Source organism: Streptomyces sp. NPDC090108 (assembly GCF_044747185.1).
Lineage (GTDB): Bacteria > Actinomycetota > Actinomycetes > Streptomycetales > Streptomycetaceae > Streptomyces.
Genome location: NZ_JBIVDQ010000005.1, coordinates 442,463 through 468,963, shown reverse-complemented (window position 1 = coordinate 468,963; position 26,501 = coordinate 442,463). Strand labels below are relative to the sequence as shown.

Sequence of the window (26,501 nt, the reverse complement as noted above, 5' to 3'; positions counted from 1 at the left end):
GCACGAAGGCGGCGGCTCCGCGAGGGAGTCCGCCGCCTTTGTCGTCAGGCCGTGGCCCGATCAGCTGAAGGAGTCGCCACAGGCGCAGGAGCCGGTCGCGTTCGGGTTGTCGATCGTGAAGCCCTGCTTCTCGATGGTGTCCACGAAGTCGACGGTGGCGCCGCCCAGGTAGGGGGCGCTCATGCGGTCGGTGACGACCTTGACGCCGTCGAAGTCCTTCACCACGTCGCCGTCGAGCGAGCGCTCGTCGAAGAAGAGCTGGTAACGCAGGCCGGAGCAGCCGCCGGGCTGGACGGCGACGCGCAGGGCGAGGTCGTCGCGGCCCTCCTGGTCGAGCAGGGCCTTGACCTTGGACGCGGCGGCGTCGGTCAGGATGATGCCGTCGGTGACGGTGGTGGTCTCGTCCGATACGGACATCTACATCTCTCCCGGGTTGTACGGAGACTGCTTTCAGACGAGTGCAACCGGTGCGTCCGCGGATTCATTCCGGGCCGGGCATTCGCGTGGTCGCGCTTCTGCTTCTTTCTCATGCTCGCACATGCCCGGGGGCACGCACAGCGGCACCGGTCCCGGGTCCTCGCGGTGCTCCCCGAGCGGGATTCACGTCACATGGACGCTATGGACATCGTCAAAGTGACGTGAAGCGATTATGATAGATAGCGTCAGTTAGACGAAAAATAGAAAGGGTGCGTGTCGTGACCACCGCCCAGACCCCGGAACTCGACGTACAGCCGTCGCCGCTCGCCCTGCTGCTCCTCGGCCGCGAGGCCGACCCCAAGAGCGAGCGTGGCGTCGAGTGCCCCGGCGACCTGCCCTCGCCGTCCGACCCGGACCTGGTGAAGCGCGCCCGCGCGGCCAAGGAGAAGCTCGGTGACAAGGTCTTCGTGCTCGGCCACCACTACCAGCGCGACGAGGTCATCCAGTTCGCCGACGTCACGGGCGACTCCTTCAAGCTGGCCCGCGACGCGGCCGCGCGCCCGGAGGCCGAGTACATCGTCTTCTGCGGTGTGCACTTCATGGCCGAGTCCGCGGACATCCTGACCTCCGACGCCCAGAAGGTCGTCCTGCCGGACCTGGCCGCGGGCTGCTCCATGGCGGACATGGCGACGGCCGAACAGGTCGCCGAGTGCTGGGACGTGCTGACCGAGGCGGGGATCGCCGAACAGGTCGTGCCCGTCTCGTACATGAACTCCTCCGCCGACATCAAGGCCTTCACCGGCAAGCACGGCGGCACGATCTGCACCTCGTCGAACGCCGAGCGCGCCCTGGAGTGGGCCTTCGAGCAGGGCGAGAAGGTGCTGTTCCTGCCCGACCAGCACCTGGGCCGCAACACCGCGGTGCGGGACATGGGCATGTCGCTGGAGGACTGCGTCCTCTACAACCCGCACAAGCCGAACGGCGGTCTGACGGCCGAGGAGCTGCGCGCCGCGAAGATGATCCTGTGGCGGGGCCACTGCTCCGTCCACGGCCGCTTCAGCCTCGACTCCGTCAACGACGTGCGCGAGCGCATCCCCGGCGTGAACGTCCTGGTGCACCCCGAGTGCCGGCACGAGGTCGTCGCCGCGGCGGACTACGTCGGCTCGACCGAGTACATCATCAAGGCGCTGGAGGCGGCTCCGGCCGGCTCCAAGTGGGCGATCGGTACGGAGCTGAACCTGGTCCGCCGCCTGGCGAACCGATTCGCCCCCGAGGGCAAGGAGATCGTCTTCCTCGACAGGACGGTCTGCTTCTGCTCCACCATGAACCGCATCGACCTCCCCCACCTGGTCTGGACCCTGGAGTCCCTCGCCGAGGGCACCCTGGTCAACCGCATCGAGGTGGACGAGGAGACGGAGACGTTCGCCAAGCTGGCGCTGGAGCGGATGCTGGCGCTGCCGTAAAGCACCCGTTGCCGACGCTGCCGCAAGGCACCGTTGCCGACGCTGCCGCAAGGCACCCGTCCCGGCCGCCGCACCGCGGCACCCGGGAACGGCCGAGGCCCGGCCCCCGACGCGTCGCCGTCGGGGGCCGGGCCTCGTTCACCGGTGCTCAGACGCCCGCGGGCTCCGGCACCTCCTTCGTGTCCGTCGCCGCCGTCTCCTTCGCCTGCCGCTTGTCGGCGCGCTTCTTCGCCCGGCGCTCCTTGCGGAGTTCCACCATGGCGTAGAGCGTGGGGACCAGGAGCAGGGTGAGCAGGGTCGACGTGACGAGACCGCCGATCACCACGACCGCGAGCGGCTGCGCGATGAAGCCGCCCTCTCCGGTGACCCCGAGGGCCATCGGCAACAGGGCGAAGATCGTCGCCAGTGCCGTCATGAGGATCGGGCGGAGCCGGTGACGGCCACCCTCCACCACGGCCTCGACGACGCCGTGGCCCTGCGCGCGGTACTGGTTGATCAGGTCGATCAGCACGATCGCGTTGGTCACCACGATGCCGATCAGCATCAGCATGCCGATCATCGCCGGGACGCCCATCGGGGTGCCGGTGATCACCAGCAGGCCGATGGCGCCGGTCGCCGCGAACGGGATGGACACCAGCAGGATCAGCGGCTGGACCAGCGAGCGGAACGTCGCGACCAGCAGCATGAAGACGATCGCGATGGCCGCCAGCATGGCGAGGCCCAGGTTCTTGAAGGCGTCGCTCTGGTCGGACGAGACGCCGCCGATCTGGGCGGTGGCACCGGCCGGCAGCTTCAGGGCCTTGATCTTCGTCTGGAGCTCGGCGCTGACCGCGCCGGTGTTCTCACCGGTCGGCCGGGCCTTGACGGTCGCGGCGCGGCGGCCGTCGATGCGGGTCATCGACACCGGCCCGTCGACCACCTTGACGGTCGCGATGTCCCCCAGCTTCACCGGGCCGAGGCGCAGGTTCTTCAGCTGGGCCAGGGTCGTGGCCGGCTTCGCGGACCGTACGACGACGTCGCGCTCGGTGTCGTCGAGGACGGCCTTGGCGACGGTCGTGCCGCGGACGGCCTGGGCGACGGCGGCGCCGAGCTTCTGGTCGTCGAACCCGGCGGCGGCCGCCTTGGCATTGGCCCTGACGGAGATCCGCGGCACGCTCTGCGCGAGGTCGCTGGAGACGTCGGTGACGTCGTCGAGGCCGGCCACCGCGGAGCGCACCCGCTCGGTGGCGGTGCTCAGGGCCTTCGGGTCGGCCGCCTTGACGGTGACACTGAGGTCCTGGTTGCCGAAGGCGGCACCGGCGGACACGGTGGCCGTGCCGACGCCGTCCAGCTTCTTCAGCCCGTCCTCCAGGTGCTTCTGCACGTCGGTGGAGGACGCCGAGTCCTTCAGCATGACCTGGTACGACGCCTGGTTGGTGTCGGTGCCGCCGCCGAAGGCCGCCATGAAGCCGGAGGAGCCGACGGTGACCTGGTAGTCCTTCACGCCCGGGGTGGCGGCGAGCAGGTGCTCGACCTTGCGGGCCTGGGCGTCGGTGGCCGCGAGGCTCGTGCCGGGCTTCAGCTGCTGCTTGACCGTGAGGACCTCCTGCTCGCCCTGGTCGAAGAAGTTCGTCTTGAGCAGACCGCCCAGGCCGAACGTGCCGAGGAGCACGGCCACCGCGATCAGCACGCTGGTGAGACGGCGGCGGGTGGCGAAGCGCAGGACGGGGACGTAGGCGCGCTGGAGGCGGCTGTTCGCCTCCTTCTCCTCGGCCCGGCGCCGGGCCTCCTCGGCGTCCTCGGGGGTGCCCTTCGGGGCGCGCAGGAACCAGTACGACAGGACCGGCACGACCGTCAGCGACACCAGCAGGGAGGCGAGCAGGGCCGCCGTCACGGTGATGCTGAAGGAGCCGAACAGGGCGCCCACCATGCCGCCGACCAGGCCGATCGGCAGGAACACGGCGACCGTGGTGAGGGTGGAGGAGGTGACGGCGCCCGCCACCTCGCGCACGGCGCCGATGATGGCCTCCCCGCGCTCCTCGCCGTAGCCGAGGTGGCGCTTGATGTTCTCCAGGACCACGATCGAGTCGTCGACGACCCGGCCGATGGCGATGGTGAGCGCGCCCAGGGTGAGCATGTTCAGGGACAGACCGCGGGTCCACAGCACGATCAGCGCGAGCACGACGGACAGCGGGATCGACACCGCGGTGACCAGCGTGGAGCGGACCGAGGCCAGGAAGACCAGGATGATCAGGACCGCGAAGAGCAGGCCGAGCGCGCCCTCCGTGGTCAGGCCCTTGATGGACTTCGACACGGCCGGGCCCTGGTCGCTGACGACCGTGAGCTTCGCGCCGGCGCCGAGGTCCTTGCGCAGGCCCGGCAGCTTGTCCTTGACGGCGTCCGAGATGGAGACGGCGCTGCCGTCGTGGTCCATGGTGACGTTGACGGCGAGGCTGGGCCGGCCGTCGGTGCGGGTGATCGAGTCGGCCGGGGCGGGCCGCTGCGCGACGGTGGCCACGGAGCCGAGACGCACGGGCTTCCGGACGCCCTCACCGGTGACCATCACGTCGCGGACCTGCTGGAGCGAGGTGAAGCCGCCGCCGACCTGGACGGTGCGGTTGGCGCCGCCCTCGTCGAAGGAGCCGGCCGGGACGGTGGCGCCGCCGGCCTGGAGGGCCTGGCCGAGGGCGGCGGGGGTGAGGCCGGCCTTGGCGAGCTTGGCGTTGTCCGGGGTGACGGCGACCTGGACGTCGCGGACGCCCATGACCTGGACGCGGCCGACGCCGTCGACGTCCTTCAGGGCGGGGACGACGGTGGTGTCGATCTGGTCGGCGAGCGCCTGCTGGTCCTTGTCCGAGGCGACGGCGAGGACCACGGTCGGCATGTCGTCCGTGGAGCCGGACACCACCTGCGGGTCGACGCCGTCCGGGAGCTGGGAGCGGGCCCGGTTGACGGCCTGCTGGACGTCGGTGACCAGGCGCTTGGTGTCGTTGCCGTAGTCGAAGGACGCCATGATGACGGCGTTGCCCTCGGAGGCGGTGGAGGTCACTCCGGTGATGCCGTCGACGCCCTGGAGGCCGTTCTCGATGGGCTCGACGACCTGCTTCTCCACGACGTCGGGAGAGGCGCCCTGGAACGGTGCGACGACCGACACCATGGGGAGGTCGATGGTGGGCAGCAGCTGCTGCTTGATCTGGGGTATCGCGATCAGTCCGAAGACGAGCGCGATGAGGGACACCAGGCCGACGAGGGCCCGTTGCCCGAGGCTGAATCGGGACAGCCAGGACATGTTGTTTTGGTCTTCCTTCTTCTGTGAGCGGCAGAAGCTCGCCAGGACGCACAGGTGCGCGCCCACCCCACAACCCTGAGCCATCCCGGAGGACGATTCCGTAGGCCCCAGGTCCATTTCCTCGCCCGGCGCCTACTCCCCGCGCAGTACGTCCGGGTGGAGACGCGCGGCGGGGCCGGGTGGAGGTCAGTCCGTCCGCGGGCGGACCAGGCCGGACTCGTACGCGATGACGACCAGCTGGGCCCGGTCCCGGGCACCGAGCTTGGCCATGGCCCGGTTGACGTGCGTCTTCACCGTGAGCGGGCTGACCTCGAGGCGTTCGGCGATCTCGTCGTTGGAGAGACCGCCGGCGACCTGGACGAGCACCTCGCGTTCCCGTGAGGTGAGGGTGTCCAGGCGTTCGAAGCGTACGGGGTCCGCGGCGGGGTCGGCGCCGCCCTGCGCCAGGAAGCGGGCGATCAGGCCCTTGGTGGCGGCCGGGGACAGCAGCGACTCGCCGTCGGCGGCGAGCCGGATGGCGCTGAGGAGCTCCTCGGGCTCGCTGCCCTTGCCGAGGAAGCCGGAGGCGCCGGCGCGCAGGGCGCCGACGACGTAGTCGTCCACCTCGAAGGTGGTCAGGATGACCACGCGGACGTGGGCGAGGGCGGGGTCGGCGCTGATCAGGCGGGTGGCGGCGAGTCCGTCGGTGCCGGGCATCCGGATGTCCATGAGGACGACGTCGGCCCGCTCCTCCTTGGCCAGGCGTACCGCCTCGGCGCCGTCGGAGGCCTCCCCCACCACCGCCATGTCGGGCTCGGACTCGACGAGCACCCGGAAGGCGCTGCGCAGCAGTGCCTGGTCGTCGGCGAGCAGGACACGGATCGTCATGCGGGCTCCCCCTCGGCCGTCGCGGGCGTCTGACGGTTCTGGAGGGGCAGGATCGCATGGACGCGGAAGCCGCCGCCGTAGCGGGGGCCGGTGGTCAGGGTGCCGCCGAGGGCGGTGACGCGCTCGCGCATGCCGAGCAGCCCGTGTCCGCCGCCGTCCGCGTGTCCGCCGCCGTCCGCGGGGCGGGGGACGGTTCCGGCGGCCGTCCCGGAGCCGTCGTCGAGGACGGTGACCTCGATGCCGTTCGCCACGCGGACGACGCTGACCTCGGCCCTCGCGCCGGCCCCCGCGTGCTTGCGGACGTTGGTCAGCGCCTCCTGGATGATCCGGTAGGCGGCGAGGTCGACGGCCGAGGGCAGTTCGGTGTCCTGGTCGGCGCCGACCACCTCGACGGGCAGTCCGGCGCTGTGGAAGGTGCCGGCGAGGTCGTCCAGGCGGCTGAGGCCAGGTGCCGGTTCGGTGGGCGCCTCGGGGTCGCCGGACTGGCGGAGCAGGCCGACGGTGGCACGGAGTTCGTCGAGCGCGGAGCGGCCGGCCGCGCGGACGTGCGCGAGGGCCTCCTTGGCCTGGTCGGGCCGCTTGTCCATGACGTGGGCGGCGACACCGGCCTGCACGTTGACCAGGGCGATGTGGTGGGCGACGACGTCGTGCAGGTCGCGGGCGATGCGCAGGCGCTCCTCGGCGACGCGGCGGCGCGCCTCCTCCTCGCGGGTGCGTTCGGCGCGCTCGGCGCGTTCGCGGATGGCCTGGACGAAGGCGCGGCGACTGCGGACGGCGTCCCCGGCGGTGGCGCCGATGCCGGTCCAGGCGACGATGGCGAGGTTCTCCTGGGCGTACCAGGGCAGCGGTCCGCCGAGCATCGCGGCGGCGGTCAGCACGGCCATGGTGGGCAGGCCGACCCGCCAGGTGGTGGCGCGGTCGGTGGCGGCGGCGACGGTGAACAGGGCGATCACGGCGGACATCGCGACGGGGGCGCGGGGGTCCCCGGTGAGGCACTCGATCACGGAGAGACCGCCGGTGACGGCGAGGACGGTCGCGGGGGCGCGGCGGCGCAGCACGAGCGCGGCGGCGCCGAGGACCATCAGCAGCAGACCGAGCGGGTCCGGGGCGCGCCGGCCCCAGACCATGCCGTGCGCCCCGTGCGGGGCCACGAAGGCTCCGGCGATCATGCACAGCAGCACGACCGCGGCGAGGGCGGCGTCCAGTGCGAGGGGGTGCGCCCGGAGACGGCACCAGACGCTTTCCAGAGTGCTCACCCGAAAACAGTACGGGGGCGGCTCCGGGGCCGGAATCGCCCGGGCGCCCCTGCCGTGCCCGCGCGCCCGGACCGGGTGGGCCGGCCCGGAGTCCGGGGGCCGGTACCCGGTGGGTCAGCCCGGGATCAGGCCGTCGTCGCTGAGCATCTCCCGGACCTCGTCCAGCGTGGCGTCCGAGGCCGGGAGGATCAGCTCCGAGGGTTCCAGCGCGTCGTCCGGCAGCGGGGTGCCGAGCCGGCGGACGGCGTCGAGGAGGCCGGCGAGGGTGCGGCCGAAGCCCTCCTCGTCACCGCTCTCCACTTCGGCGAGCAGCTCGTCGTCGAGCTTGTTCAGTTCGGCGAAGTGGGAGTCGTCCAGTCTCACCTGGCCCTCCCCCATGATCCGTACGATCACGTCGGCCTCCTCGGCTCGGTCCCGGCGCGGGCTACTGCTTGTCGAAGCGCGGGGTGTCCTGCGGCTGCTGCTGGGACCGGTCCTGACCGCCGCCGCCCTCGATGGCCTGCTGCGGGGCGCCCCCGGCCAGCTCGGCCTTCATGCGCTGAAGCTCCAGCTCTACATCCGTACCACCGGAGAGCCGGTCCAGCTCGGCGGCGATGTCGTCCTTCGCCATGCCGGTCGGGTCGTCGAGGGCACCGGAGGCGAGCAGTTCGTCGATGGCGCCGGCGCGGGCCTGGAGCTGCTGCGTCTTGTCCTCGGCCCGCTGGATGGCGAGGCCGACGTCGCCCATCTCCTCGGAGATGCCGGAGAAGGCCTCGCCGATGCGGGTCTGGGCCTGGGCGGCGGTGTAGGTGGCCTTGATGGTCTCCTTCTTCGTGCGGAAGGCGTCCACCTTGGCCTGGAGGCGCTGGGCCGCGAGGGTGAGCTTCTCCTCCTCGCCCTGGAGGGTCGCGTGCTGCGTCTCCAGGTCCGTGACCTGCTGCTGGAGGGCGGCGCGGCGGGACAGCGCCTCACGGGCCAGGTCCTCCCGGCCGAGCGAGAGCGCCTTGCGGCCCTGCTCCTCCAGCTTGCCGGACTGGCTCTGGAGCTGGTTGAGCTGCAGTTCCAGGCGCTTGCGGGAGGTCGCCACGTCGGCGACGCCGCGGCGGACCTTCTGGAGCAGCTCCAGCTGCTTCTGGTACGAGTAGTCGAGCGTCTCGCGCGGATCCTCGGCCCGGTCCAGGGCCTTGTTCGCCTTCGCGCGGAAGATCATCCCCATACGCTTCATGACACCGCTCATGGGCTTCGCGCGCCCCCTTCTGACGGACTCCAGCTCACAGATCCTGCGACAGAACCCACAGTACGGGCCCCGCATCCATTACCGCACCGTTAGGGGAGTGATGCGCTCATCCCCAAGGACGACTGCGGTCGCCGCCGCTCCGGCGTGAGGAGTAGGTGGCCCCCGGGGGTGATCCCTGGCGGGCCCCTGGGTGACCGCCGGGTGGAGCGCCGGCGACGTCCCCGTGTTTCTGTCTGTCCTTCTACAGACGTCGGGTGTTGCCGGATCGTTCCCCGCCGGACTGGGGTCCATGCGGGTGAAGCCCGTACCCTTGGGTTTTGTGTTCCGAAGCCGTGCCAAGGATGAGAAGGCCCCCGCCGACAAGGCCCAGGTGACCGACTCCAAGCAGACCCGCGACCCGCAGGCCCCCAAGGGCAGGCCCACGCCGAAACGCAGTGAGGCCCAGTCCCAGCGCCGCAGTGTCGCCAGTACCCCCACGTCCCGCAAGGACGCGGGCAAGCGTCAGCGCGAGGAGCGCCGACTGGTCATGGAGCGCCAGCGCCAGGCCCTGGCCAACGGCGACGAGCGCTATCTGCCGGCCCGTGACAAGGGCCCGGTCCGCAAGTTCGCCCGCGACTGGGTCGACTCGCGGCTCAACGTCGCGGAGTTCTTCCTGCCGATGGCCTTCGTGATCCTCGTGCTCACCGTGATCCGGGTGCCCTCGCTGCAGACCATCGCGCTGCTGCTGTGGCTCATCGTGATCGTGGCGATCGTGCTGGACTCCGTCTTCAGCGGCTTCCGTCTGAAGAAGAAGCTGGCCGAGCGCTTCCCCGGCCAGAACACGCGGGGCGCGGTCGCCTACGGCCTGATGCGTTCTCTCCAGATGCGCCGGCTCCGGCTGCCGAAGCCGCAGGTCAAGCGCGGAGAGCGGCCCTGAGCGCAGACGCGTTCACCGGGGGGGCGGCCGAGGCCTGGCTGGACAAGCTGGGCGGGCTGCGTGACGTCGTGCGCCAGGAACTCGTGTCCCGGCAGCTCGACGAGCAGATGGCCGGGCACTTCGCGGTGGGCCGGCGGCTGCGGGTGCTCGACGTGGGCATGGGCCAGGGCACGCAGGCCCTGCGGCTGGCCAGGCTGGGCCACCAGGTGACAGGGGTCGAGCGGGACGCGACGATGATCGACGCCGCCCGCCGGTTCCTCGCCCTGGAGCCTGAGGGCATCCGCGAGCGGGTCCGGCTGGTGGAGGGCGACGGGCAGGACACCGGCGTCCACTTCCTGCCCGGCACCTTCGACGTCGTGCTGTGCCACGGCGTACTGATGTACGTGGAGGAGCCCGATCCGCTGGTGGCCGGGCTGGCCCGGATGCTCGCGCCGGGCGGCATGCTGTCGCTGCTGGTGCGCAACGGCGACGGCCTCGCGATGCGCGCGGGCCTGTCCGGGGACTGGGCGGCCGCGCTGGCCGCGTTCGACTCCACCTCCTACCGCAACCGCCTCGGCCTGGACGTACGGGCCGACCGGCTCGCGACGCTCACCGCGACCCTCGCCGGGATCGCCGCCCCGCTGCGCGCCTGGTACGGCGTGCGGGTCTTCACGGACACGGCGGCGGACGGCGCGGAACCACCGCAGGACCTGGAGACGCTGCTGGCGCTGGAGGAACGCGCCGGGCGCACGGACCCCTACCGCGGCGTCGCGGCGCTGCTGCACCTGTGCGGCGTACGGGGCTGACACCGGGCAAGTGATCCGGCGGGGCCGTTCGGCGTACCGGGCGGGCCCCGGCGTTCCCCGCGAAGCGACACTCGGGGCATGGACGCTTCCCGTACCCGTTCCCTCACCCGGGGTGCCCCGCTCGCCGCGCTCACGTGTGCCGCCGTCCTCCTCGCCTCCTGCTCGGAGCCGGCGCCGTCCGCGAAGAAGGACACGGCGGCGACGCGCGCGGTGCTCCCGGCGGCCGCGGAGGACCTGCAGAACCGGTACCAGAAGGTGATCAAGGAGGTCCTGCCGTCGGTCGTGCAGATCCAGGCGAGCCACGACCTGGGCTCCGGCGTGGTCTTCGACGGGCAGGGCCACATCGTCACCAACGCGCACGTGGTCGGCCAGGAGAAGACGTTCAGGGTGACCACGGCCAACAGCGAGGAGCCGCTCGGCGCGCGCCTGGTCTTCTCCTACCCGGACCAGGACCTCGCGGTGATCAAGCTGGACCGGGTCCCGCCCGGACTGCGGCCCGCGGTGTTCGCGGACTCCGGGAAGGTGGCGGTCGGCCAGATCGTGCTGGCCATGGGCTCGCCGCTCGGGCTGTCGTCCAGCGTGACGCAGGGCATCGTGTCGGCGACCGGACGGACCGTCAGCGAGGGCGACACCGGCGGCGGCACGGGCGCCACCATCCCCAACATGGTGCAGACCTCGGCGGCCATCAACCCCGGCAACAGCGGGGGCGCCCTCGTCGATCTCGACGGCCGGGTCATCGGCATCCCGACGCTGGCCGCGGCGGATCCGGTCCTCGGCGGCAACGCGGCGCCCGGCATCGGGTTCGCCATCCCGGCGTCGATGGTGCGCACGGTCGCCGAACAGATCATCAGGAGCGGCAAGGTCACCGACTCGGGCCGGGCCGCGCTCGGCATCACCGCGCGGACGGTCGTCGACGCCGCCTACCACCCGGCGGGTGCCGCGGTGGTCACCGTCTCGCCCGGCGGCCCGGCCGACAAGGCGGGGCTGCGGCCGGGCGACGTGATCACCGGGCTGGACGGCGACGAGGTCACCACGACCACGAGCCTCGCCGAGACGCTCGCCGAGGCCGCGCCCGGACAGCGGAAGCGGCTGACGTACCTGCGCGACGACCATGAGCAGTCGGCCGAGGTGACGCTGGGCGAGCAGTGAGCGCGCGGGCGCGGTCACCGGGTTCGCGGGCGCGGGGTGAGGAGGGCCGGCCCTTCTCACCCCGCGCCCGCGGCCCCGTGCCGTCTGCCCTCCGGGGTGGTGGCGGCCGCCGACGAGACCGTCGTCCCGCGCACGCGGTGGGCCGCGGCGGCCCTCGCCGAGCCGTCGGGGCTACTCCGCCTCGGCGTGCAGGCTCATCGGGCCGTAGATCTCGGTGCCGTCGTCGAACAGCCGCACCTGGTCCGCGCCGCCCTCCAGGAGTTCCTTCCACACCTCGCCGATCCAGGACTCGGCGTCTCCCTGCGTGGTGAACTCCTCGGGCTGCACCGCGGGCTGGACCTCCGTCCCGTCGGCCTTCTCGAACCGCCACGTCCATGCCGTCATGTGGGCCTCCTTCGATCCAACGCCTGTGCGCAGGGTATTGCCTCGACCCGTTCGCCCGTCAGAGGTGTGGATCAATCCCCTGCGGGCGGGTCCCGGGCGCGCCCGAGGGGGTGGCAGAGGAGCGGGGCCCGCGGGGAGGGGTGAAAATCGGTCCGTGGAAGTGACTCTGCTCGGTACCGGTGCCCCTCTCGGACTGCCCCGCCCCGGCTGTCCCTGTGCTGTCTGCGCGACCGCGCTCGGGCCCGACGCCCGGGCGGCCACCGCGCTGCTCGTGGACGGCACGCTGCTGCTCGACCTGACGCCCGGGGTGGCGTTCGCCGCCGCGCGGGCCGGTCACTCGCTGGGCGGAGTGCGCCAGGTGCTGCTCTCGCATCCGCACGACGGCCCTCCCGTGGAGGTGCCCGCGGGCCTGCCGCAGCCCGTACGGGTGCCGGACGGACGGGAGCTGACGCTGCTGACCGGACACCGGGTGCGGGCGGTGGCGATGGACGCGGGCGGCACCGGGTACGCGGTGACCGGGCCGGACGGGCAGCGGCTGCTGTACCTGCCGCCGGGCGGCGCGCCCGCGGGCCTGGAGAACGGGACCGCCGAGTCGTACGACATGGTGCTCGCCGACGTCGAGGGGCGTCCGGACGCGCTGGCCCGGCTGCGGGCGGTCGGTTCCGCCGGGCCGGCCACGGACGTCGTCGCGGTCCATCTCGACCACGGCGTCCCGCAGGGCGCGGAGTCGCGGCGCCGGCTCGCCGCCGCGGGCGCCCGGGCGGTCCCGGACGGTACGACGCTGGTGGTGGGGGCGTACGACGAGGTGCCGGACGTGCCGCGGCGGACGCTGGTGCTGGGCGGCGCCCGGTCGGGGAAGTCGGTCGAGGCCGAACGGCGCCTCGCGGCCTTCCCTGACGTGCTGTACGTGGCGACCGGCGGGACGCGGGGCGGGGACACGGAGTGGGCGGCCCGGGTGTCCGTGCACCGGGAGCGGCGGCCGGGGTCGTGGCGCACGGCGGAGACGACCGACCTGGTGCCGCTGCTGGCCGAGGAGGGGCCGCCGGTGCTGATCGACTGTCTGTCCCTGTGGCTGACCGACGCGATGGACTCCGTCGGGGCGTGGGACGACGCGGAGTGGGCGGGCGGCGGGGAGAAGGCGCTGCGCGAGCGGGTGCGGGAGCTGACGTCCGCGGTGCGGTCCGCGCGGCGGACGGTGGTGGCCGTGTCCAACGAGGTCGGCTCCGGGATCGTCCCGGCGACCGCGTCGGGGCGGCGCTACCGGGACGAACTGGGGCGCCTGAACGCGGCGTTCGCGGACGAGTGCGAGCAGGTTGTCCTGGTGGTGTCCGGCCAGGCGGCCGTCCTACGGGGCTAGGGGCTCGCGCCGCGGGGGGGTGCGGTTCGTATCCAGGTGCGGGTACCTGGTGGACCCTTCGCGCAGTTCCCCGCGCCCCCGAGATGTCCGGCCAGGCGGTCGTCCTGCGCAGCAAGGGGGCTCGCGCCGCGGGGGTGCGGTGCGCGTCCGGGTGCGGGTCCCTCGTGGCTGGTCGCGCAGTTCCCCGCGCCCCTGGGGAGACCCAGGCACCCCTCCCGGTCATCCTGCGGAGCAAGGGGGCTCGCGCCGCGGGGGTGCGGTACGTGTCCGGGTGCGGGTACCCGGTGGGCTGGTCGCGCAGTTCCCCGCGCCCCTGGGGAGATCCAGGCACCCGTCACTGAACAGCAAACGGGGTCGCAACCCCCTAAGGGGCGCGGGGAACTGCGCGGTCAGCCACCGCGGACCCGCACCCACACACGGACCGGACCACCCCCAGGGGCGCGGGGAACTGCGCGACCGGACGGCCCGGACCCCGACGGGGTTAGACCTCCCGACGCGCCACGAGGCGATACGCGTTGGAGAGACGCGTCCTCCGCGACAGCGGAGCCAGGCCGCGGTCGACCGCGGACGCCACCGCCAGGGCGGGCACCGCGGTCCGGTGCAGCGCGGCCGGGACCCCGTCCAGGACGAGCCCCAGCGCCGCCGCGAGGTCCCGAGGCACGTGCGCCACCCCCCGCTCGGCGGACAGCACCGTGCACCCCCGCGACTCCAGCTCCACACGGAGATTGCCGAGCGGCATCAGCTGAAGGTGCCGCGACCGCCCGTGCGGCAGCCACCACCTGCCGAGCAGCGCGGCGAACGCACACCGCGGGTCCGCGACTTCGACGACGAGATGCCCGCCGGGCCGCAGCACACGCAGCGCCGCGTCGAGTTCGGCGCGCGGATCGGGCACGTGCTCCAGGTGATGGAACATGCTGAGCACGTCGTAGCGGGAGCGCAGCCGCTCGGCCGTCCCCGGCGTGGTCAGCAGACCGCGGTGGGCCTCCTCGACGCGGCCCTCGACCAGCGCCCGCACCACCCGGGCCGACGGGTCCAGCCCGTCGAAGCTGGTGTACGGGAAGTACTCCCTGGCCGCCTCGGGGAACAGCGCGTCCCCGGTGCCCACGTCGAGCCAGCTCTCCGGGTCGGGCAGCAACCCCGTCAGCGCCCGCGCGGCGGCCCGGTGCCGGCGCCGGACCGCGCGGACGGACGGCAGCCGTCCGGTGAGGCGCTCCGGGTGCCCCTCGCGGACGTCGTCCCGCCGGTGGAGGGCGAGTCCCTCCGCGGTGGGCCGGGGGTTGCGGAAGACGTGTCCGCAGTCGTCGCACTCGTCGAGCGCGGCGGCATCGGGCCGGGCCCCCGGCGGGTCCGGCGCCCGCAGCCGGGTGCGCAGCCGCGGGGAACCGCACCAGGGGCACTGCGCCCGGCGGGGTTCCAGGTACGGGTCGGTGGCCTGTGGGACGAGGGCCGAGGGCGGCATGGGCGGCTCCCTGTGCGACATTCCGCTGCGAACCGGAACGTATGGGATACCGATCTTGGGTGCAAAGACGTGGTGCGGGTGGGCTGCCGGTGTGGCGCGGCCGCGCCCGGACGCTGGCGGTACTGTTCCGCGAATGAGCAGGATTGATCTCGACGACTTCTCCGATCTGATCGAGCGCCCGGACGGCGGTGTGCGCCGTGAGGCCGAGGCCCGGCGGGAGCGCCTGGTCGTGCCGCCCGGGTCGCTGGGACGCCTGGACGAACTGGGCGAGTGGCTGTCCGCCGCGCAGGGCGTCGTACCGGTGCGGCCGGTCGAACGGCCGCGGGTGATCCTCTTCGCCGGTGACCACGGGGTCGCCGGGCTCGGCGTCTCCGCGCGGCCCGCGGGCGGCGCGACGGAGCTGGTGCGGGCGGTGCTGGAGGGCGGCAGCCCGGTGTCGGTGCTCGCGCGCCGGCTCGACGTGCCGGTGCGGGTGGTGGACATGGCCCTGGACTGCGCGCCGGACACCTTCCCCGAGGACGTCGTGCGGCACCGGGTGCGGCGCGGCAGCGGCCGTGTCGACATCGAGGACGCGCTGACCCTGGAGGAGGCCGAGGCCGCCTTCCTGGCGGGTGTCGCCGTCGCCGACGAGGAGGCCGACTCCGGTACGGACCTGGTGGTGCTCGGCGATGTGAGCGTGGGCGGGACGACGGCCGCCTCGGTGCTGGTGGCCGCGCTGTGCGGGACCGACGCCTCGGTGGTGACCGGGCGCGGCGGGCAGCCGATCGACGACCTGGCGTGGATGCGCAAGTGCGCGGCGGTCCGGGACGCGCTGCGCCGGGCCCGCCCGGTGCTCGGGGACCAGATGCAGCTGCTCGCCACCGTGGGCGGGGCGGACCTCGCGGCGATGACCGGGTTCCTGCTCCAGTGCGCGGTGCGGAAGCTGCCGGTGATCCTCGACGGCGTCGTGGCCGCCGCGTGCGCGCTGGTCGGCCAGCGGGTCGCCTTCCGGGCGCCGGACTGGTGGCTGGCGGGGCACGGCAGCGGGGAGCCGGGACAGGCCAAGGCGCTGGACCGGATGGCTCTGGAACCGCTGCTGGAGCAGGGCGTGAAGGCCGGCGAGGGTGTGGGGGCGCTGCTCGCGCTCCCCCTGGTCCGGGCCGCGGCCGCGCTGGCCGCGGAACTCCCCGAGAAGCCCGCCGCGGGGAAGGAGTCCGGCGACGAGGCCCCCGAGGCCGGACAGGACGCTGGACAGGACGCCGGGCAGGACACGGCGGAGGCGTAGACCGCACAGGGCCGCAAGCCGCGAGCCGCAAGCCGCACACACCGCCTCCGCGAAGACACCCGAACGTCCCGCGGGGCACGACACCCCGGCACCCCGGCACCCCGGCACCCCGGCACCCCGGCACCCCGGAGGGAAACGGCCGGGTGCGGGAAACGGCCGGGCGTGGCGGGGGTGTTCGCCCGGCAGGCCCGCCGTCCGGAATAGCACGGTTCGCGGCCGGGGCGCCCATATGATCCTCCCCCATGGGAGATGCCCGAATTGCCATGGAAGCGCAGACCGTACCGGGGCGGCGGTCCAGCGGAGCCTCCCGCCGGAGCGCCGCGTTCGCCGTCTGGTATCTGCGGGCCGTCGCGTTCGTCAACTTCCTCAGCGCGGTGTGGGTGTCGCTGGGCCAGGACGTGCGCCGGCACAACCAGGAGGATCTCTTCACCCCGTACCTGCTCACCGCGGGCTTCGCCTCGGGCGTGTTCACCGCCTTCCTGGCGATCACCATGCGGCGGCGCAAGCGGGCCGCGTGGATCCTCAACCTGGTACTGAGCGGGCTGTTCCTGGCGCTGTTCGCCTTCGCCATGGCGTTCCCGGAGATCCGGCGCTACGCGCAGAACTGGATCTCGCTGGTGCTGACGGCCGCGTTCGTGGCCGCGCTGCTGGTGGGACGCCGGGAGTTCTACGCCAAGGGCGACCGGTCCAACCCGCGCCTGGCCGCGACCGTGGCCGTCGGCGGCGGTCTCGCCGCCTCACTGCTGGCCGCACTGGTGGTGACGGTCACCAACCAGGCGCCGGACGCGGCCCGTTCGACGTTCACCGAGCGCTGGCACTACGGCACGCTCCGCCTGGTGTCGGTGGCCGCCGACGAGTCCCGCTTCCCCGGGATCGACCCGCCCAACTGGGCCAACGTGGCCGTCAACGTGCTCAGCACGCTCCTGCTCCTCGCCGTCCTGTACGCCGCCTTCCGCTCCCGGCGTGCCGTCGACCCGCTCACCGAGGAGGACGAGAAGCGGCTGCGGGAGCTGCTGGACGGGCACGGCGAGCGGGACTCCCTCGGCTACTTCGCGCTGCGCCGGGAGAAGAGCGTGGTGTGGTCGCCGACCGGCAAGGCGGCGGTCGCCTACCGGGTGGTCGGCGGGGTGAGCCTGGCCTCCGGCGACCCGCTGGGCGATCCGGAGGCGTGGCCCGGCGCGATCGTGCCGTGGCTGGCCGAGGCGCGGGCGCACGGGTGGATCCCGGCGGTGATGGGCGCCGGGGAGGAGGCGGGCACCGTCTACGCCCGGCACGGCCTGGACGCGCTGGAGCTCGGTGACGAGGCGATCGTGGAGGTCGCCGAGTTCACGCTGGAGGGGCGGGCGATGCGCACCGTCCGGCAGGCGTACAACCGGGTGCGGCGGGCCGGGTACCAGGTGCGCGTGCGGCGCCACGCGGACATCCCCGCCGAGGAGATGGCGTACCTGGTGCGGCGCGCGGACGACTGGCGGGACGGGGCGACCGAGCGCGGGTTCAGCATGGCGCTCGGCCGGCTCGGGGACCCGGCGGACGGGCAGTGCGTGATGCTGGAGTGCACCGACGCCGACGGCAGGCTGCGGGCGCTGCTGTCCTTCGTGCCGTGGGGGCCGCACGGGCTGTCCCTGGACCTGATGCGGCGGGACCGGGACTCCGAGAACGGGCTGATGGAGTTCATGGTCCTCGACCTGCTGCGGCGCGCCGGCGAGATCGGTGTCACGCAGGTCTCGCTCAACTTCGCGATGTTCCGGTCCGTCTTCGAACGCGGGGCGCGTCTCGGCGCGGGCCCGGTACTGCGGCTGTGGCGGTCCCTGCTGAGTTTCTTCTCGCGCTGGTGGCAGATCGAGTCGCTGTACCGGGCCAACGCCAAGTACCGGCCCATCTGGGAGCCGCGGTTCCTGCTCTTCGAGAAGAGCGCGGACCTGCCGCGCATCGGGCTCGCCTCGGCGCGCGCCGAGGGCTTCCTGACGACAGGACCCGTGGCACCGGGGCTGCCGAAGTGGCTGCACCGCAGACATCTGGACACGCACCGATAGGGACGGCCCGATGAACAGGTTCGCCCGGTGGGCCCGCGAGGAGTGGGGACCCCTGTACACCGCCTTACGCGGGCCGCTTGGGGAGCGGGGTCCGGCGGCGGTTCCCATGACGCTGGCGGCGGTGTGCCTGACCGCGGTCCTGCAGTACGTGCAGAACCAGCCGTGGGGGTTCTCCCTCGTGCAGGAGGCGGGTTCCGTGCGCGCCCAGGACCCGTTGTGGCCGGCGCTGCTGCGCACCCCGCTCTCCCTGTACGTGCCGGCGCTGGACCTGCCGGTGTGGGGCGCGCTGGCGCAGATCCTGTTCGTGTTCGGCATCGCGGAGGCGTGCCTGGGCTGGTGGCGGACCCTGGGCATCGCCTACGTCGCCACGCTGGCCGGGACGCTGTACGCGCGCCTCGGCGTCGGGCTCGGTCCGCACGCCCCGTTCGGGCTGCCCGTCACCGACACGCAGGTGGTCGACACGGGGCCGTCCGCGGCCGTGGTGGGCCTCGCGGTGTTCGTGGCCTGGCGGTACGGCGCCTATGTCACCGCGGGGGGCGTGACCGCGGCGATGGTGGCGGAGCTGCTGTTCAAGGACAACCTGGCGGGCAAGGAGCACCTGGCCGCGCTGATGGCCGTCGGGGCGCTGTGCCTGGTGGCGGCGGTGCGGCAGCGCCGGCGCGCGGACCGGCCGGGGACGGCGGCCGGCCGCGGGGCCCCGCGCTCATCCGCGGCCGGACAGCCGGGCGGGGCGCGGGTCGGGCCTGCCGCCGATCCAGTCCTGGACGGCGCGCCGGGGCCGGGCCCAGCGGCGGTCGTGGCGGTAGGCGCGCAGGGCGGCACGGGCGCGGGCGCGGGGGCGGCGGCCGTAGAAGCGGCGGGCCCACAGGGAGCCGGGGCGGGCGAGGCGGACCGCGCCGGCGAGCGCGAGCAGGGGGACGACCGTCCCGAGCAGCGCGACGCGGACCTTGCCCTTGCTCAGGGCGACGAGTGAGAAGAGGAAGTTCATGACGAGGGTGAGGATGACGCCGCCCCGGTCCTGGAGTTCCTCGTGGGTCAGGTCGTTGACGCCGAACGGGGAGAAGCCGGCCAGCAGCAGGCCGACCAGGGCGGCGGTGAGCGCGACGACCTCGACGCTCTTGCGGCCCTCCTCGCTCCAGTAGACGTCGTCCAGATGCAGGATCAGCGCGAACTCGTCCAGGACCAGTCCCGCGCCGATGCCGAAGACGACCGCGGCGATCGCCCCGCCGGCGCCGTGCCGGTCACTGGCGACCGCGCCGAAGCCGCCGACGATCGTGAGGACGACCCCCGGCACCACGTGGTGGATGTGCAGCCCGCCCGCCTTGACGTTGCCGAACGGGCCCTTGCCGGCCCGGATCAGACGGGTGATGACCCGGGTGACGACGAAGGTGAGCACGAACGCGGCGAGCGCCAGCAGCAGCGGGAGTTTGCCCGGCTCCAGGATGTTCCGCTCCCACCAGTGCCCCATGTGCGCACTTTATCCCCGGGCGGCGGAGGGGGCCTCGCGAGCGCCGGATAGCCTGCGCCGATGCTCAGGACCTCCCCTCTCGACGGACTCCGCTTCGCCTTCGGCACGCTCACGGTGCTGCCCGTACGGGTGCGCCGCTGGGACCGTGAGGCGGCGCGCGGTGGCATGCTGACCGCTCCGCTGGCCGGGCTGGCCGTCGGCTGCGCGGCCGCGGGACTCGGACTGCTCCTGCTCCTGCTGGGCGCCGGCCCGCTGCTCGCCGCCGTCGCCTCGGCCGCCGTCCCCGCCCTGCTCACCCGGGGCCTGCACCTCGACGGGCTCGCCGACACCGCGGACGGCCTGGGCAGCGGCAGACCCGCCGAGGACGCGCTGCGGATCATGAAGCAGTCGGACATCGGCCCGTTCGGGGTGATCACGCTGCTGCTGACCCTGCTGGCCCAGGTCGCGGTGCTGGCGCAGCTGTACGAGGCCTCCTGGGCGCGGGGCGCGTTCGCGGCGGTGCTCTCCGCCCTCGCGGCCCGGCTGGCGCTCACCCTGGCCGCGCGCGCCGGGGTGCCGCCCGCCCGTCCGGAGGGTCTGGGGGCGGCGGTCGCCGGGGTGGTGCCGGTGCCGGGCGCGCTGGCCGCCGCGGCCGTCGTGACCCTGGCCGCGGCCGCCGGGGGCACGGTCCTCGGCCGGTACGGCCCCGTGCACGCGGCGGCCGCGGTGCTGGGCGCCCTCGCCGCGGCCGAACTGCTGCTGCGCCGCTGCGTCCGGCGCTTCGGCGGGGTCACCGGCGACGTCTTCGGCGCCCTCGCGGAGACGGCGGCGACGACGGCGCTGGTGGTGCTGGCGCTGGGGGGCTAGGGGGCATCCCCTGGAGGTGCGGGGGGTGTCGCGGGGGCCACGCCGTGGGGCAGGGTGCCCCACGGGTGGGTGCCCGTTCCCGGGACCGCGCAGTGCACGGCCGCGCCCCGGGCCCTCGCGCCGTCCGCCACGTCGGCGCCGGAGGGGACGCCGTACACCAGGTGGCACTGGCGTACGCCCGGCGCGTAGCGGCGGGGCCGCGCGGGGGTGCGCCGGTAGTCCGTCCAGGGTCCCTCGAAGGTGACCAGGAGGTCCGCGAGGGCCGCCCAGGCCGGATGCGGCGCGGTGCCGTGGTTGAGCGCGAGCGTGCCGCAGCCGAGGGTGCGGGCGGCCGTGGTCAGCCACTCGTAGGGCCGTGACTCGCCCGCCCCGGACGGCACCTGGTCCAGGAAGGCGCCCTGCGCGCCGTACCACTCGCGGTGCCGGCGCAGTTCGCGTACGACATCGCCGTACGGCCGCGCGCCGTAGCCGGTGTCGACGTAGCCGAGGACGGTGACGCCCGCGCGGCGCAGCCGGGCGGCGGCCGCGGCGAAGCCCTCGTCGGGGCGGTCGCCGGGGCCGCTGGCCGGATTGAGGACGACGCCGTACAGGCGTGGCGCGGCCGCGAGGATCGCCGCCCACTCGGCGGGCCGGACCGACGGATGCTCGTAGTACGGGACCAGCAGTCTGCTCATCGGTGCGCGGTCGCCCTTCCCAGCAGGCCGCGGACCAGGCCGAGCTGGACGGCGGCCGCCGCCGTGTACACCGCGAGGGCGACGAGGTGCGGCTCACCGGCGCCGGTGAGCAGCGCCAGGGTCTGGGTGAGGGCGGCGGCGCAGCAGACGGCCGTGGCGCCGAGCACCGCGCCGAAGGACTGGAGCAGCAGCCCCGCCCACAGCACCACGCCGAGCGCGAGCAGCCCGGCCAGGCGGACACCGGCCGGTACGGCGGGCGCCGCTTCGGCGTACGGCGGCGGCAGCTCCATGGACCGCGGCCAGGCCGCGGCGACGACGACGGCCAGCGCGGCCAGCGCCGCCAGATAGCCGAGGAGGCAGCGGACCAGCGTGCGGCCGAGGGTCCGGCGGAACATCCGTGACGTCCCGCTCGCCCTCAGCGCGGTCAGGCCGCCGCTGCGGAACCGGTACAGCAGCCATTCGGCGGGCCCCATGCTGAGCGTGAGCGCCACGGCCTCCGGCGCGGCGACCGCGCCGCGCTCGGCCCCGCTCAGGACGTCGCCGAGCCCCGCGTACAGCACGAGGACACCGCTGCCGAGCCCGAAGAGCGCGTACGGGAGGGAGTCCCGCAGCCGCGGACCGGAGGTTCGGGCCCGTGGCACGGAGCCGCGGGCGGGGAGCGCCACGGGGCGGCTCGCGCCGGGGGCGTCACGGCCGTCGCGGGTGCCGTCGTCGCGGGTGCCGTCGTCACGGGCACTGCCGTCGCGGGCACTGCCGTCGCGGGTGGCCACGGGGCCGTGGGGGCCGAAGGGCAGCGGGGCGGCGAGGGCGGCGGTCCAGTTCCGCGCGGACGGCAGCACGGCGAGGCGGATCGCACGGACCGAGGGCCACAGGTCGCGCGCTGCCGGGGCGACTTCGAGGAAGCCGAGGGTGGCCACGGCGGAGGCGGAGGTCACCAGGAGGAGCAGCCGGGCCGCGTCCGGGAGCGGGTGGGCCAGCGCGACGAGGGCGCCCGCGGTGAGCGGGGTCAGGGCGGCGAGGAGGGCCCGTTCCCGGCCCATGACCAGCAGGACCCCGGAGGCGCCCAGATAGCAGGACTGCCCGGCGGCGAACGCCGCGGCGGCCGGGTGGGCGGCGCCCGCCACGGGGAGGGCGGCCAGGGCGCCGAGCAGCATGCCGGCCGGTGTGCCGACGAGCAGGCAGCGGCGGGCCGCCGGGCGGTCGCCGAGGCCCAGCCAGGCGTAGGCGCGGTGGGCCAGCCCCTGGTTCCAGACCCAGCCGCACAGCGCGCTCGTCAGCAGGGTGAGCGTCCCGGCCGGCAGGCCGAAGGAATCGCGCGGACCGGCGAGCAGCGGGGCACCCAGCACATAGGCGAAGCCGGGCAGCGCGAAGACCAGGCCGCGCAGCAGACAGCTCAGCAGCCCGGCCCGCCAGGGGTCGGCGGGGACGCTCTCGGGCTCGGGATGGCGGCGCGGGGTGCGGTCGTACAGCTCCTCGGCGAGCGCGAAGGAGTCGAGGACGCCGTACCGCTCGCGTATCCGGTCGTCGGAGAGGCCGTCGGACTCCAGCAGGGCCGCCACCTCGTCGGGGTGGACGGCGGCGGCTATGAACCCGTCGAGTTCCAGGGCGAGTTCGTCGATCGGGTCGGGCCGCTCCGGGTCCGGGCGGCGGCGCTGCCGCGGGATGCCCGGCAGGGCGGCGGGCGCGCGCAGTTCCTCGCTCACCAGTCGGTCCCGTCCGTCGCGACGGCCGCGTACCAGGGGTCGCGGAGTTCGGCGGTCCAGTCGGCGACCGTCTCCACGGCGGGCTCGTAGACCTCGGGGAGGCCGGCGAGTTCCTGGTAGATGGTGTGGAAGTTGTCGACCGAGCGGCGCAGGGTGAACCGGTCGATCACCCGCTGGCGTGCCGACTCCCCCAGCGCCAGGCGCCGTTCGTCGTCCCGGAGCAGGGCCAGGGCGGCCGCGGCCATCTTCTCCGGTTCGCGGGGCGGGACGACGAGACCGGTGTCGCCCACGGCCTCGCGGACCCCGCCGACGTCCGTGGAGACGGTCGTACGGCCGCAGGACATGGCCTCGATGATCGAGAAGGGGAACCCTTCCGAGATGGAGGAGAGCATCACGAGGTGTCCGGCCGCGTAGGCGCGCCAGACCTCGGTGACGCGGCCCTCGAAGGAGACGCCGTCGGCGATCCCGAGTTCGGCGGCGAGCTTCTCCAGGCGGGTGCGGTAGGCCTCGCCGCCCGGCGGCACCGGGCCGAACAGCCGCAGCCTGGTCTCGGGGATCTCGGCGCGCACGAGGGCGTAGGCGCGCAGCAGGGTCTCCAGGTCCTTGATGGGGTCGACGCGTCCGCACCAGGTGAGGGTGGGTACGCCGGGTTCCGGGCCGGCGTGCGGGAAGGCGTGCGGGTCGACGCCGTTGTAGACCGTGCGGATGCGGCCGGCGTCGGCGCCGCCGCGCTCCTCCCAGCGGCGGTTGTACTGGTTGCAGGGGGTGATCAGGTCGGCGGCGCGGTAGCCGTGGGAGTTCAGCGCGCGGTAGAAGCCGAGCAGGAACGCCTTCACGGGCCAGCGGTGTCCCGCGCCCTGCTGGCCCAGATAACGCTCGCGCAGGTAGATGCCGTGCTCGGTGAGCAGGAACGGCACCCCGTCGAGATGGCGCGCGGCGAGCGCGGGCAGGGTCGCCAGACCGCTGCTGACCGCGTGCGCCACCGAGTCCGCGGGGATGCGCACACCCAGCGGGCGCAGGGCGTGTTCGAGCAGGTCGCAGGCGGTGAGGGCGTCGTGCACGGTCGGGCGGGCGGCCGCCGTCGGCAGGTGCGGCATCGTCCAGATCCACTGGAGCGAGCGCAGCGCCCCCTCGGTGCGCAGGGCCGCCGCCAGCCATCCCTCGCGGGCGAAGCGGGCCAGGTCGCACAGCGCGCCGCCGAAGTCGCAGCGGGAGCCGGGGTCCAGGAAGGACAGCAGGAACCGCTCGTAGGCGTCGGTGAAGCGGTGCCGGGCCCGGCCGTAGGGGACGCGGGCGCGTCCGGGGCGCGGGCCCCAGGTGGGCACGGTGACGTGCCGGCGGACGTTCGCCGGCAGCTCCCAGGTCACGGGTTCACGGCCGTTCCCGGTGAGCGAGACGAGGTGGAAGGCGACGTCGGGCATGCCTTTGACGAGCTGGTCGCACCAGGTGCTGACCCCGCCGTGGACGTGCGGATAGGTGCCTTCGGTGAGCATGGTGACAAGACGGCCGGTGCGCATCGCTGCCCGGCTCCCCCCTGATGTGCGGATGAGAGGGGGGAACTGCGGACCGGACCCCGGCTGCGGGTCCGTGGTGACTGGTCGCGCAGTTCCCCGCGCCCCTTCGGGCGCTCTCGCTTACGGCAGCTTGAGCGTGAGTGCGGACTGCAGCGTGCCCGGCGCCCCCCAGGCCGAGCGCAGACCCGCGTACGCGGTCCCGAAGGTGCTGGTGCTCAGGAGGAGTTGCTGCTTGGTTCCCTCGGGAACCGTGACCGGGATCTGGGTGCCGGACGGCGCGGTGACCGTGACGGTCTTGCCGATCCGGTACGCGGTGACCTTCCCGCCGTCCAGCGCGGCCTGCCACTTGGCCCGGCTCTGCAGCTCGGCGCCGATGGCGCTCTGGCGCAGGTTGACGATCGGGGTGTTGGCGGCGAACAGCGCCTGGTAGTCGGCGAGGACGCGGTCCATCACCGGGTACAGGAGGCGGTCCTCGGCCAGGTTGGACTGGTGCGCGTAGTGCGGCCGCGGGTCGTTGCCCAGCACGTGCCCGAGGTCGGTGTGGGCCTCGGCGGGCACGATGTACCCGGTGAAGCCGGTGGCCGTGTCCAGCGGTGCGCCGAGGCAGGTCGAGCTCGCGTTGTTCTCGCAGATCCCGCTGCCGCCGTCGGCCTTGGAGGTGTAGATCCAGTTGTACTCGTCGGCCATCTCGGCCTTGGTGCCCACGTTGTAGTACACGTTCATCGGGTAGCGCGGCACGGTGAGGGTGCTGCTGCCGACCGTCCGCTGCTCGGACTCGCGGGAGTTGTCCGAGGCGGTCCACTTCACGCCGTTCGAGGCGAGGGCCGGTCCCAGGTTGGGGTTGTCCTGCGGCTGCTGCGGCAGGGTCTTCAGGCCGGAGTGCTCACCGGTGACCAGCTCGGTGCGGTCCAGGGAGAGTCCGTGCTGGGAGGCCCAGGTGTTGTTGTCCGCGATCTCCCCGGAGATGTCCGCGCGGCTCACCCACTTCGTCGAGCCGTCGGTGTTCTTCGCACACGCCCACGGCACGGTCGAGGTGTCCTGGACGCAGCCGAGGAACAGGTGGGTGTAGGTGTGGTTCACCCAGCGGTACTTGGCCTTGTCCTTCAGCAGCTGGGTGGCCAGCGCGTCGGTGCCGCCGTTCTCGCTCTTCCACTCCTCGCCGGCGCCCGCGTTGAAGACCATGTCCAGGGTGAAGCCGTGGCTCTGCTGCCACGCGGCCGCGTACTGGGCGTCGGCCGCCGTCATCCGGATCGGGGTCTCGGTGTCGTCGCCGCCGCCCGCGCAGTCGATGTCGCCGGGCGTGCAGTTGCGGGCGGTGTCCCAGCGGGCGTCGGGGGCGAAGACGTCGTCCACGTGGACGGCGAAGTAGTTGCGGGCCTGCCCCAGGTGCACGCCCTGGGTCAGCCACTCCACGATGCCGCGGGCCAGCACCCGGAACTGCTGCTGGTACTGGTTGTAGGCGAAGGTCACGACGAGTTCGCGGCGTCCGTCGTGCGCGTACTCGCCGAGCAGGCTGCCGTTGCCGGTGCCGCCCGGGACGGGGGCGTCGACATAGCTGGTGTAGCCGGTGCGGGGCTGGGCTATGAAGCCGTAACTCTCCTGCACCGAGGGCGAGTTGTCCTCGAAGGAGAAGCCGCCCGCCAGGTACCCGAAGGGACCCGCCTTCCCGGCCGTGGTGACGGTGGCCGGACGTCCGTCGAGGCCGCCCGCGTAGCCGTTGCTGTCGGTGTAGTCGAGGCCGACCTCGGGGTGCGCCCAGGTGTAGGCGTCGACCTGCGGGATGCCGTAGGTCTTCTCGTACGCCTCCAGGGCGGTCTGCTCGGCGGACCCGGCGCCGAACGGGGCCTCGTTCGGCAGCACCACGCCCTGGTACTTGGCGCGGGGGCGGCCGTCGACCGTGTCGCTCAGGAAGGCGGCGTCGATCCTGGGGCGGCCGGAGTCGGCGAGGCCGACCCGGGTGTAGGGGATGCCCTCGCTGCGGAGCTGCGCGGTGATCGCGCCGACGGAGCCGCCGTCGTCGTCGACCACGAGAACCCTGAGGTCGACGCGCGGGTCCGTCGCGGCCGAGGCCGCGGGCGCGGACAGTCCCAGGGTGATCAGAGCGGCCGCCGTCGCCGTGACGGTCACGGTTCTCCGGCGGTGCGCGCGTTGGTTCATGTCTGGTTCCTCCCCCCAGAAGACCCTCTGTGGTGAATCCACGGAGGATCTGTGGAAATCATGCGTTTCGGCGGACAACGGGCCCACCGGAACCCGATGAGTGTGGCTCAGGTCACCGGGACCCAGGGGGCGGAAGTGGCCACGACTCCACGCACAGGTGAACGTCCGCAGGAATGAGCGAACGGGCGCACGCGCGTACTCTCGTCCCGGGTGTTCGCCGACACGGTGAAGGCCCCGGTTGCCACCTGCCCCAAGGCCTGGACCTAGGGTCGGCTCTCGGGCCCGGTCGACCCACCCCGCGCGGA

At 73.6% G+C, this 26,501-nt stretch carries 21 protein-coding genes; 8 read left to right on the top strand and 13 right to left on the bottom strand.

What is annotated here, in order from left to right:
* Positions 1-60: 60 nt before the first annotated feature.
* Positions 61-417 (bottom strand): iron-sulfur cluster insertion protein ErpA, encoded by a 357-nt coding sequence (gene erpA, locus ACIPRD_RS20320; RefSeq protein WP_330457331.1) that lies wholly within the window; start codon positions 415-417, stop codon positions 61-63.
* A gap of 278 nt (positions 418-695) precedes the next feature.
* Between erpA and nadA the strand changes: the two genes are divergently transcribed.
* Positions 696-1,880 carry a quinolinate synthase NadA gene (gene nadA / locus ACIPRD_RS20315; RefSeq protein WP_356398346.1) on the top strand — a complete coding sequence of 395 codons (1,185 nt, stop codon included), beginning with the start codon at positions 696-698 and terminating at the stop codon, positions 1,878-1,880.
* A gap of 148 nt (positions 1,881-2,028) precedes the next feature.
* Here nadA and ACIPRD_RS20310 read toward each other — a convergent pair whose 3' ends face one another.
* From ACIPRD_RS20310 to ACIPRD_RS20290, 5 genes are all read right to left on the bottom strand, one after another.
* On the bottom strand, positions 2,029-5,148 hold the full coding sequence (locus ACIPRD_RS20310; RefSeq protein WP_356398343.1) for an efflux RND transporter permease subunit: 3,120 nt from the start codon (positions 5,146-5,148) through the stop codon (positions 2,029-2,031).
* A gap of 186 nt (positions 5,149-5,334) precedes the next feature.
* Positions 5,335-6,015, bottom strand: a complete 681-nt coding sequence (locus ACIPRD_RS20305; protein WP_356398340.1) for a response regulator transcription factor — start codon at positions 6,013-6,015, stop codon at positions 5,335-5,337.
* A complete protein-coding gene (locus ACIPRD_RS20300; RefSeq protein WP_401564779.1) occupies positions 6,012-7,271 on the bottom strand; it encodes a sensor histidine kinase in 1,260 nt (419 codons plus the stop codon). Before ACIPRD_RS20300 ends, ACIPRD_RS20305 begins: the two co-directional genes overlap by 4 nt.
* 114 nt (positions 7,272-7,385) lie before the next feature.
* The gene (locus ACIPRD_RS20295; protein WP_401564778.1) at positions 7,386-7,664 is read right to left on the bottom strand and encodes a hypothetical protein; all 279 of its coding nucleotides are present in this window, start codon (positions 7,662-7,664) and stop codon (positions 7,386-7,388) included.
* Between the two features lie 31 nt (positions 7,665-7,695).
* Complete coding sequence (locus ACIPRD_RS20290; protein WP_356398331.1) at positions 7,696-8,487, bottom strand: PspA/IM30 family protein; 792 nt, start codon at positions 8,485-8,487, stop codon at positions 7,696-7,698.
* Between the two features lie 289 nt (positions 8,488-8,776).
* On the opposite strand from ACIPRD_RS20290, the gene ACIPRD_RS20285 reads away from it, so the two are divergent.
* The 3 genes from ACIPRD_RS20285 (at position 8,777) to ACIPRD_RS20275 (ending at position 11,337) form a co-directional block, all read left to right on the top strand.
* Positions 8,777-9,403 (top strand): DUF3043 domain-containing protein, encoded by a 627-nt coding sequence (locus ACIPRD_RS20285; RefSeq protein ID WP_356398328.1) that lies wholly within the window; start codon positions 8,777-8,779, stop codon positions 9,401-9,403.
* A gap of 83 nt (positions 9,404-9,486) precedes the next feature.
* Positions 9,487-10,188: a methyltransferase domain-containing protein gene (locus tag ACIPRD_RS20280; RefSeq protein WP_356398325.1), complete on the top strand. Its 702-nt coding sequence runs from the start codon at positions 9,487-9,489 to the stop codon at positions 10,186-10,188.
* 78 nt (positions 10,189-10,266) lie between these two features.
* Complete coding sequence (locus ACIPRD_RS20275; protein WP_401564773.1) at positions 10,267-11,337, top strand: S1C family serine protease; 1,071 nt, start codon at positions 10,267-10,269, stop codon at positions 11,335-11,337.
* Between the two features lie 171 nt (positions 11,338-11,508).
* On the opposite strand, the gene ACIPRD_RS20270 is transcribed toward ACIPRD_RS20275, so the two are convergent.
* Entirely contained in the window at positions 11,509-11,721 is a 213-nt protein-coding gene (locus tag ACIPRD_RS20270; protein WP_356398319.1) for a hypothetical protein, read from the bottom strand.
* Between the two features lie 154 nt (positions 11,722-11,875).
* Between ACIPRD_RS20270 and ACIPRD_RS20265 the strand changes: the two genes are divergently transcribed.
* On the top strand, positions 11,876-13,078 hold the full coding sequence (locus ACIPRD_RS20265) for a bifunctional adenosylcobinamide kinase/adenosylcobinamide-phosphate guanylyltransferase (RefSeq protein WP_401564770.1): 1,203 nt from the start codon (positions 11,876-11,878) through the stop codon (positions 13,076-13,078).
* Between the two features lie 481 nt (positions 13,079-13,559).
* Here the strand turns inward: ACIPRD_RS20265 and ACIPRD_RS20260 are convergent, their stop codons facing one another.
* Positions 13,560-14,537 carry a class I SAM-dependent methyltransferase gene (locus tag ACIPRD_RS20260; RefSeq protein ID WP_401564767.1) on the bottom strand — a complete coding sequence of 326 codons (978 nt, stop codon included), beginning with the start codon at positions 14,535-14,537 and terminating at the stop codon, positions 13,560-13,562.
* A gap of 133 nt (positions 14,538-14,670) precedes the next feature.
* Here ACIPRD_RS20260 and cobT point away from each other — a divergent pair, with 133 nt between their 5' ends.
* Positions 14,671-15,801: a nicotinate-nucleotide--dimethylbenzimidazole phosphoribosyltransferase gene (cobT, locus tag ACIPRD_RS20255; RefSeq protein WP_401564764.1), complete on the top strand. Its 1,131-nt coding sequence runs from the start codon at positions 14,671-14,673 to the stop codon at positions 15,799-15,801.
* A gap of 242 nt (positions 15,802-16,043) precedes the next feature.
* A complete protein-coding gene (locus ACIPRD_RS20250) occupies positions 16,044-17,834 on the top strand; it encodes a phosphatidylglycerol lysyltransferase domain-containing protein (RefSeq protein ID WP_401564761.1) in 1,791 nt (596 codons plus the stop codon).
* Between the two features lie 703 nt (positions 17,835-18,537).
* Here the strand turns inward: ACIPRD_RS20250 and ACIPRD_RS20245 are convergent.
* Positions 18,538-19,302: a hypothetical protein gene (locus tag ACIPRD_RS20245; protein ID WP_356398303.1), complete on the bottom strand. Its 765-nt coding sequence runs from the start codon at positions 19,300-19,302 to the stop codon at positions 18,538-18,540.
* Positions 19,303-19,362: 60 nt separating this feature from the next.
* Between ACIPRD_RS20245 and ACIPRD_RS20240 the strand changes: the two genes are divergently transcribed.
* The gene (locus ACIPRD_RS20240; RefSeq protein ID WP_356398300.1) at positions 19,363-20,148 is read left to right on the top strand and encodes an adenosylcobinamide-GDP ribazoletransferase; all 786 of its coding nucleotides are present in this window, start codon (positions 19,363-19,365) and stop codon (positions 20,146-20,148) included.
* Here ACIPRD_RS20240 and ACIPRD_RS20235 read toward each other — a convergent pair.
* The 4 genes from ACIPRD_RS20235 to ACIPRD_RS20220 all read right to left on the bottom strand — a co-directional run bounded on the left by ACIPRD_RS20235 (position 20,145) and on the right by ACIPRD_RS20220 (position 26,196).
* The gene (locus ACIPRD_RS20235) at positions 20,145-20,822 is read right to left on the bottom strand and encodes a spherulation-specific family 4 protein (protein WP_401564757.1); all 678 of its coding nucleotides are present in this window, start codon (positions 20,820-20,822) and stop codon (positions 20,145-20,147) included. The genes ACIPRD_RS20240 and ACIPRD_RS20235 overlap by 4 nt on opposite strands.
* Entirely contained in the window at positions 20,819-22,525 is a 1,707-nt protein-coding gene (locus ACIPRD_RS20230) for a hypothetical protein (protein ID WP_401564754.1), read from the bottom strand. Before ACIPRD_RS20230 ends, ACIPRD_RS20235 begins: the two co-directional genes overlap by 4 nt.
* On the bottom strand, positions 22,522-24,042 hold the full coding sequence (gene pelF / locus ACIPRD_RS20225; RefSeq protein ID WP_356398292.1) for a GT4 family glycosyltransferase PelF: 1,521 nt from the start codon (positions 24,040-24,042) through the stop codon (positions 22,522-22,524). The genes ACIPRD_RS20230 and pelF overlap by 4 nt, the downstream gene beginning before the upstream one ends.
* Positions 24,043-24,159: 117 nt before the next feature.
* Complete coding sequence (locus tag ACIPRD_RS20220; RefSeq protein WP_356398289.1) at positions 24,160-26,196, bottom strand: hypothetical protein; 2,037 nt, start codon at positions 26,194-26,196, stop codon at positions 24,160-24,162.
* Between the last annotated feature and the right edge of the window lie 305 nt (positions 26,197-26,501).

Excerpts from the sequence above, each read along its gene's own strand:
- erpA (WP_330457331.1), bottom strand. The coding sequence starts at position 417 with ATGTCCGTATCGGACGAGACCACCACCGTCACCGACGGCATCATCCTG.
- ACIPRD_RS20310 (WP_356398343.1), bottom strand. The coding sequence starts at position 5,148 with ATGTCCTGGCTGTCCCGATTCAGCCTCGGGCAACGGGCCCTCGTCGGC.
- ACIPRD_RS20305 (WP_356398340.1), bottom strand. The coding sequence starts at position 6,015 with ATGACGATCCGTGTCCTGCTCGCCGACGACCAGGCACTGCTGCGCAGC.
- ACIPRD_RS20290 (WP_356398331.1), bottom strand. The coding sequence starts at position 8,487 with ATGAGCGGTGTCATGAAGCGTATGGGGATGATCTTCCGCGCGAAGGCG.
- ACIPRD_RS20285 (WP_356398328.1), top strand. The coding sequence starts at position 8,777 with ATGCGGGTGAAGCCCGTACCCTTGGGTTTTGTGTTCCGAAGCCGTGCC.
- ACIPRD_RS20275 (WP_401564773.1), top strand. The coding sequence starts at position 10,267 with ATGGACGCTTCCCGTACCCGTTCCCTCACCCGGGGTGCCCCGCTCGCC.
- ACIPRD_RS20270 (WP_356398319.1), bottom strand. The coding sequence starts at position 11,721 with ATGACGGCATGGACGTGGCGGTTCGAGAAGGCCGACGGGACGGAGGTC.
- ACIPRD_RS20260 (WP_401564767.1), bottom strand. The coding sequence starts at position 14,537 with ATGCCGCCCTCGGCCCTCGTCCCACAGGCCACCGACCCGTACCTGGAA.
- cobT (WP_401564764.1), top strand. The coding sequence starts at position 14,671 with ATGAGCAGGATTGATCTCGACGACTTCTCCGATCTGATCGAGCGCCCG.
- ACIPRD_RS20250 (WP_401564761.1), top strand. The coding sequence starts at position 16,044 with ATGGGAGATGCCCGAATTGCCATGGAAGCGCAGACCGTACCGGGGCGG.
- ACIPRD_RS20245 (WP_356398303.1), bottom strand. The coding sequence starts at position 19,302 with ATGGGGCACTGGTGGGAGCGGAACATCCTGGAGCCGGGCAAACTCCCG.
- ACIPRD_RS20240 (WP_356398300.1), top strand. The coding sequence starts at position 19,363 with ATGCTCAGGACCTCCCCTCTCGACGGACTCCGCTTCGCCTTCGGCACG.
- ACIPRD_RS20235 (WP_401564757.1), bottom strand. The coding sequence starts at position 20,822 with ATGAGCAGACTGCTGGTCCCGTACTACGAGCATCCGTCGGTCCGGCCC.
- pelF (WP_356398292.1), bottom strand. The coding sequence starts at position 24,042 with ATGCGCACCGGCCGTCTTGTCACCATGCTCACCGAAGGCACCTATCCG.
- ACIPRD_RS20220 (WP_356398289.1), bottom strand. The coding sequence starts at position 26,196 with ATGAACCAACGCGCGCACCGCCGGAGAACCGTGACCGTCACGGCGACG.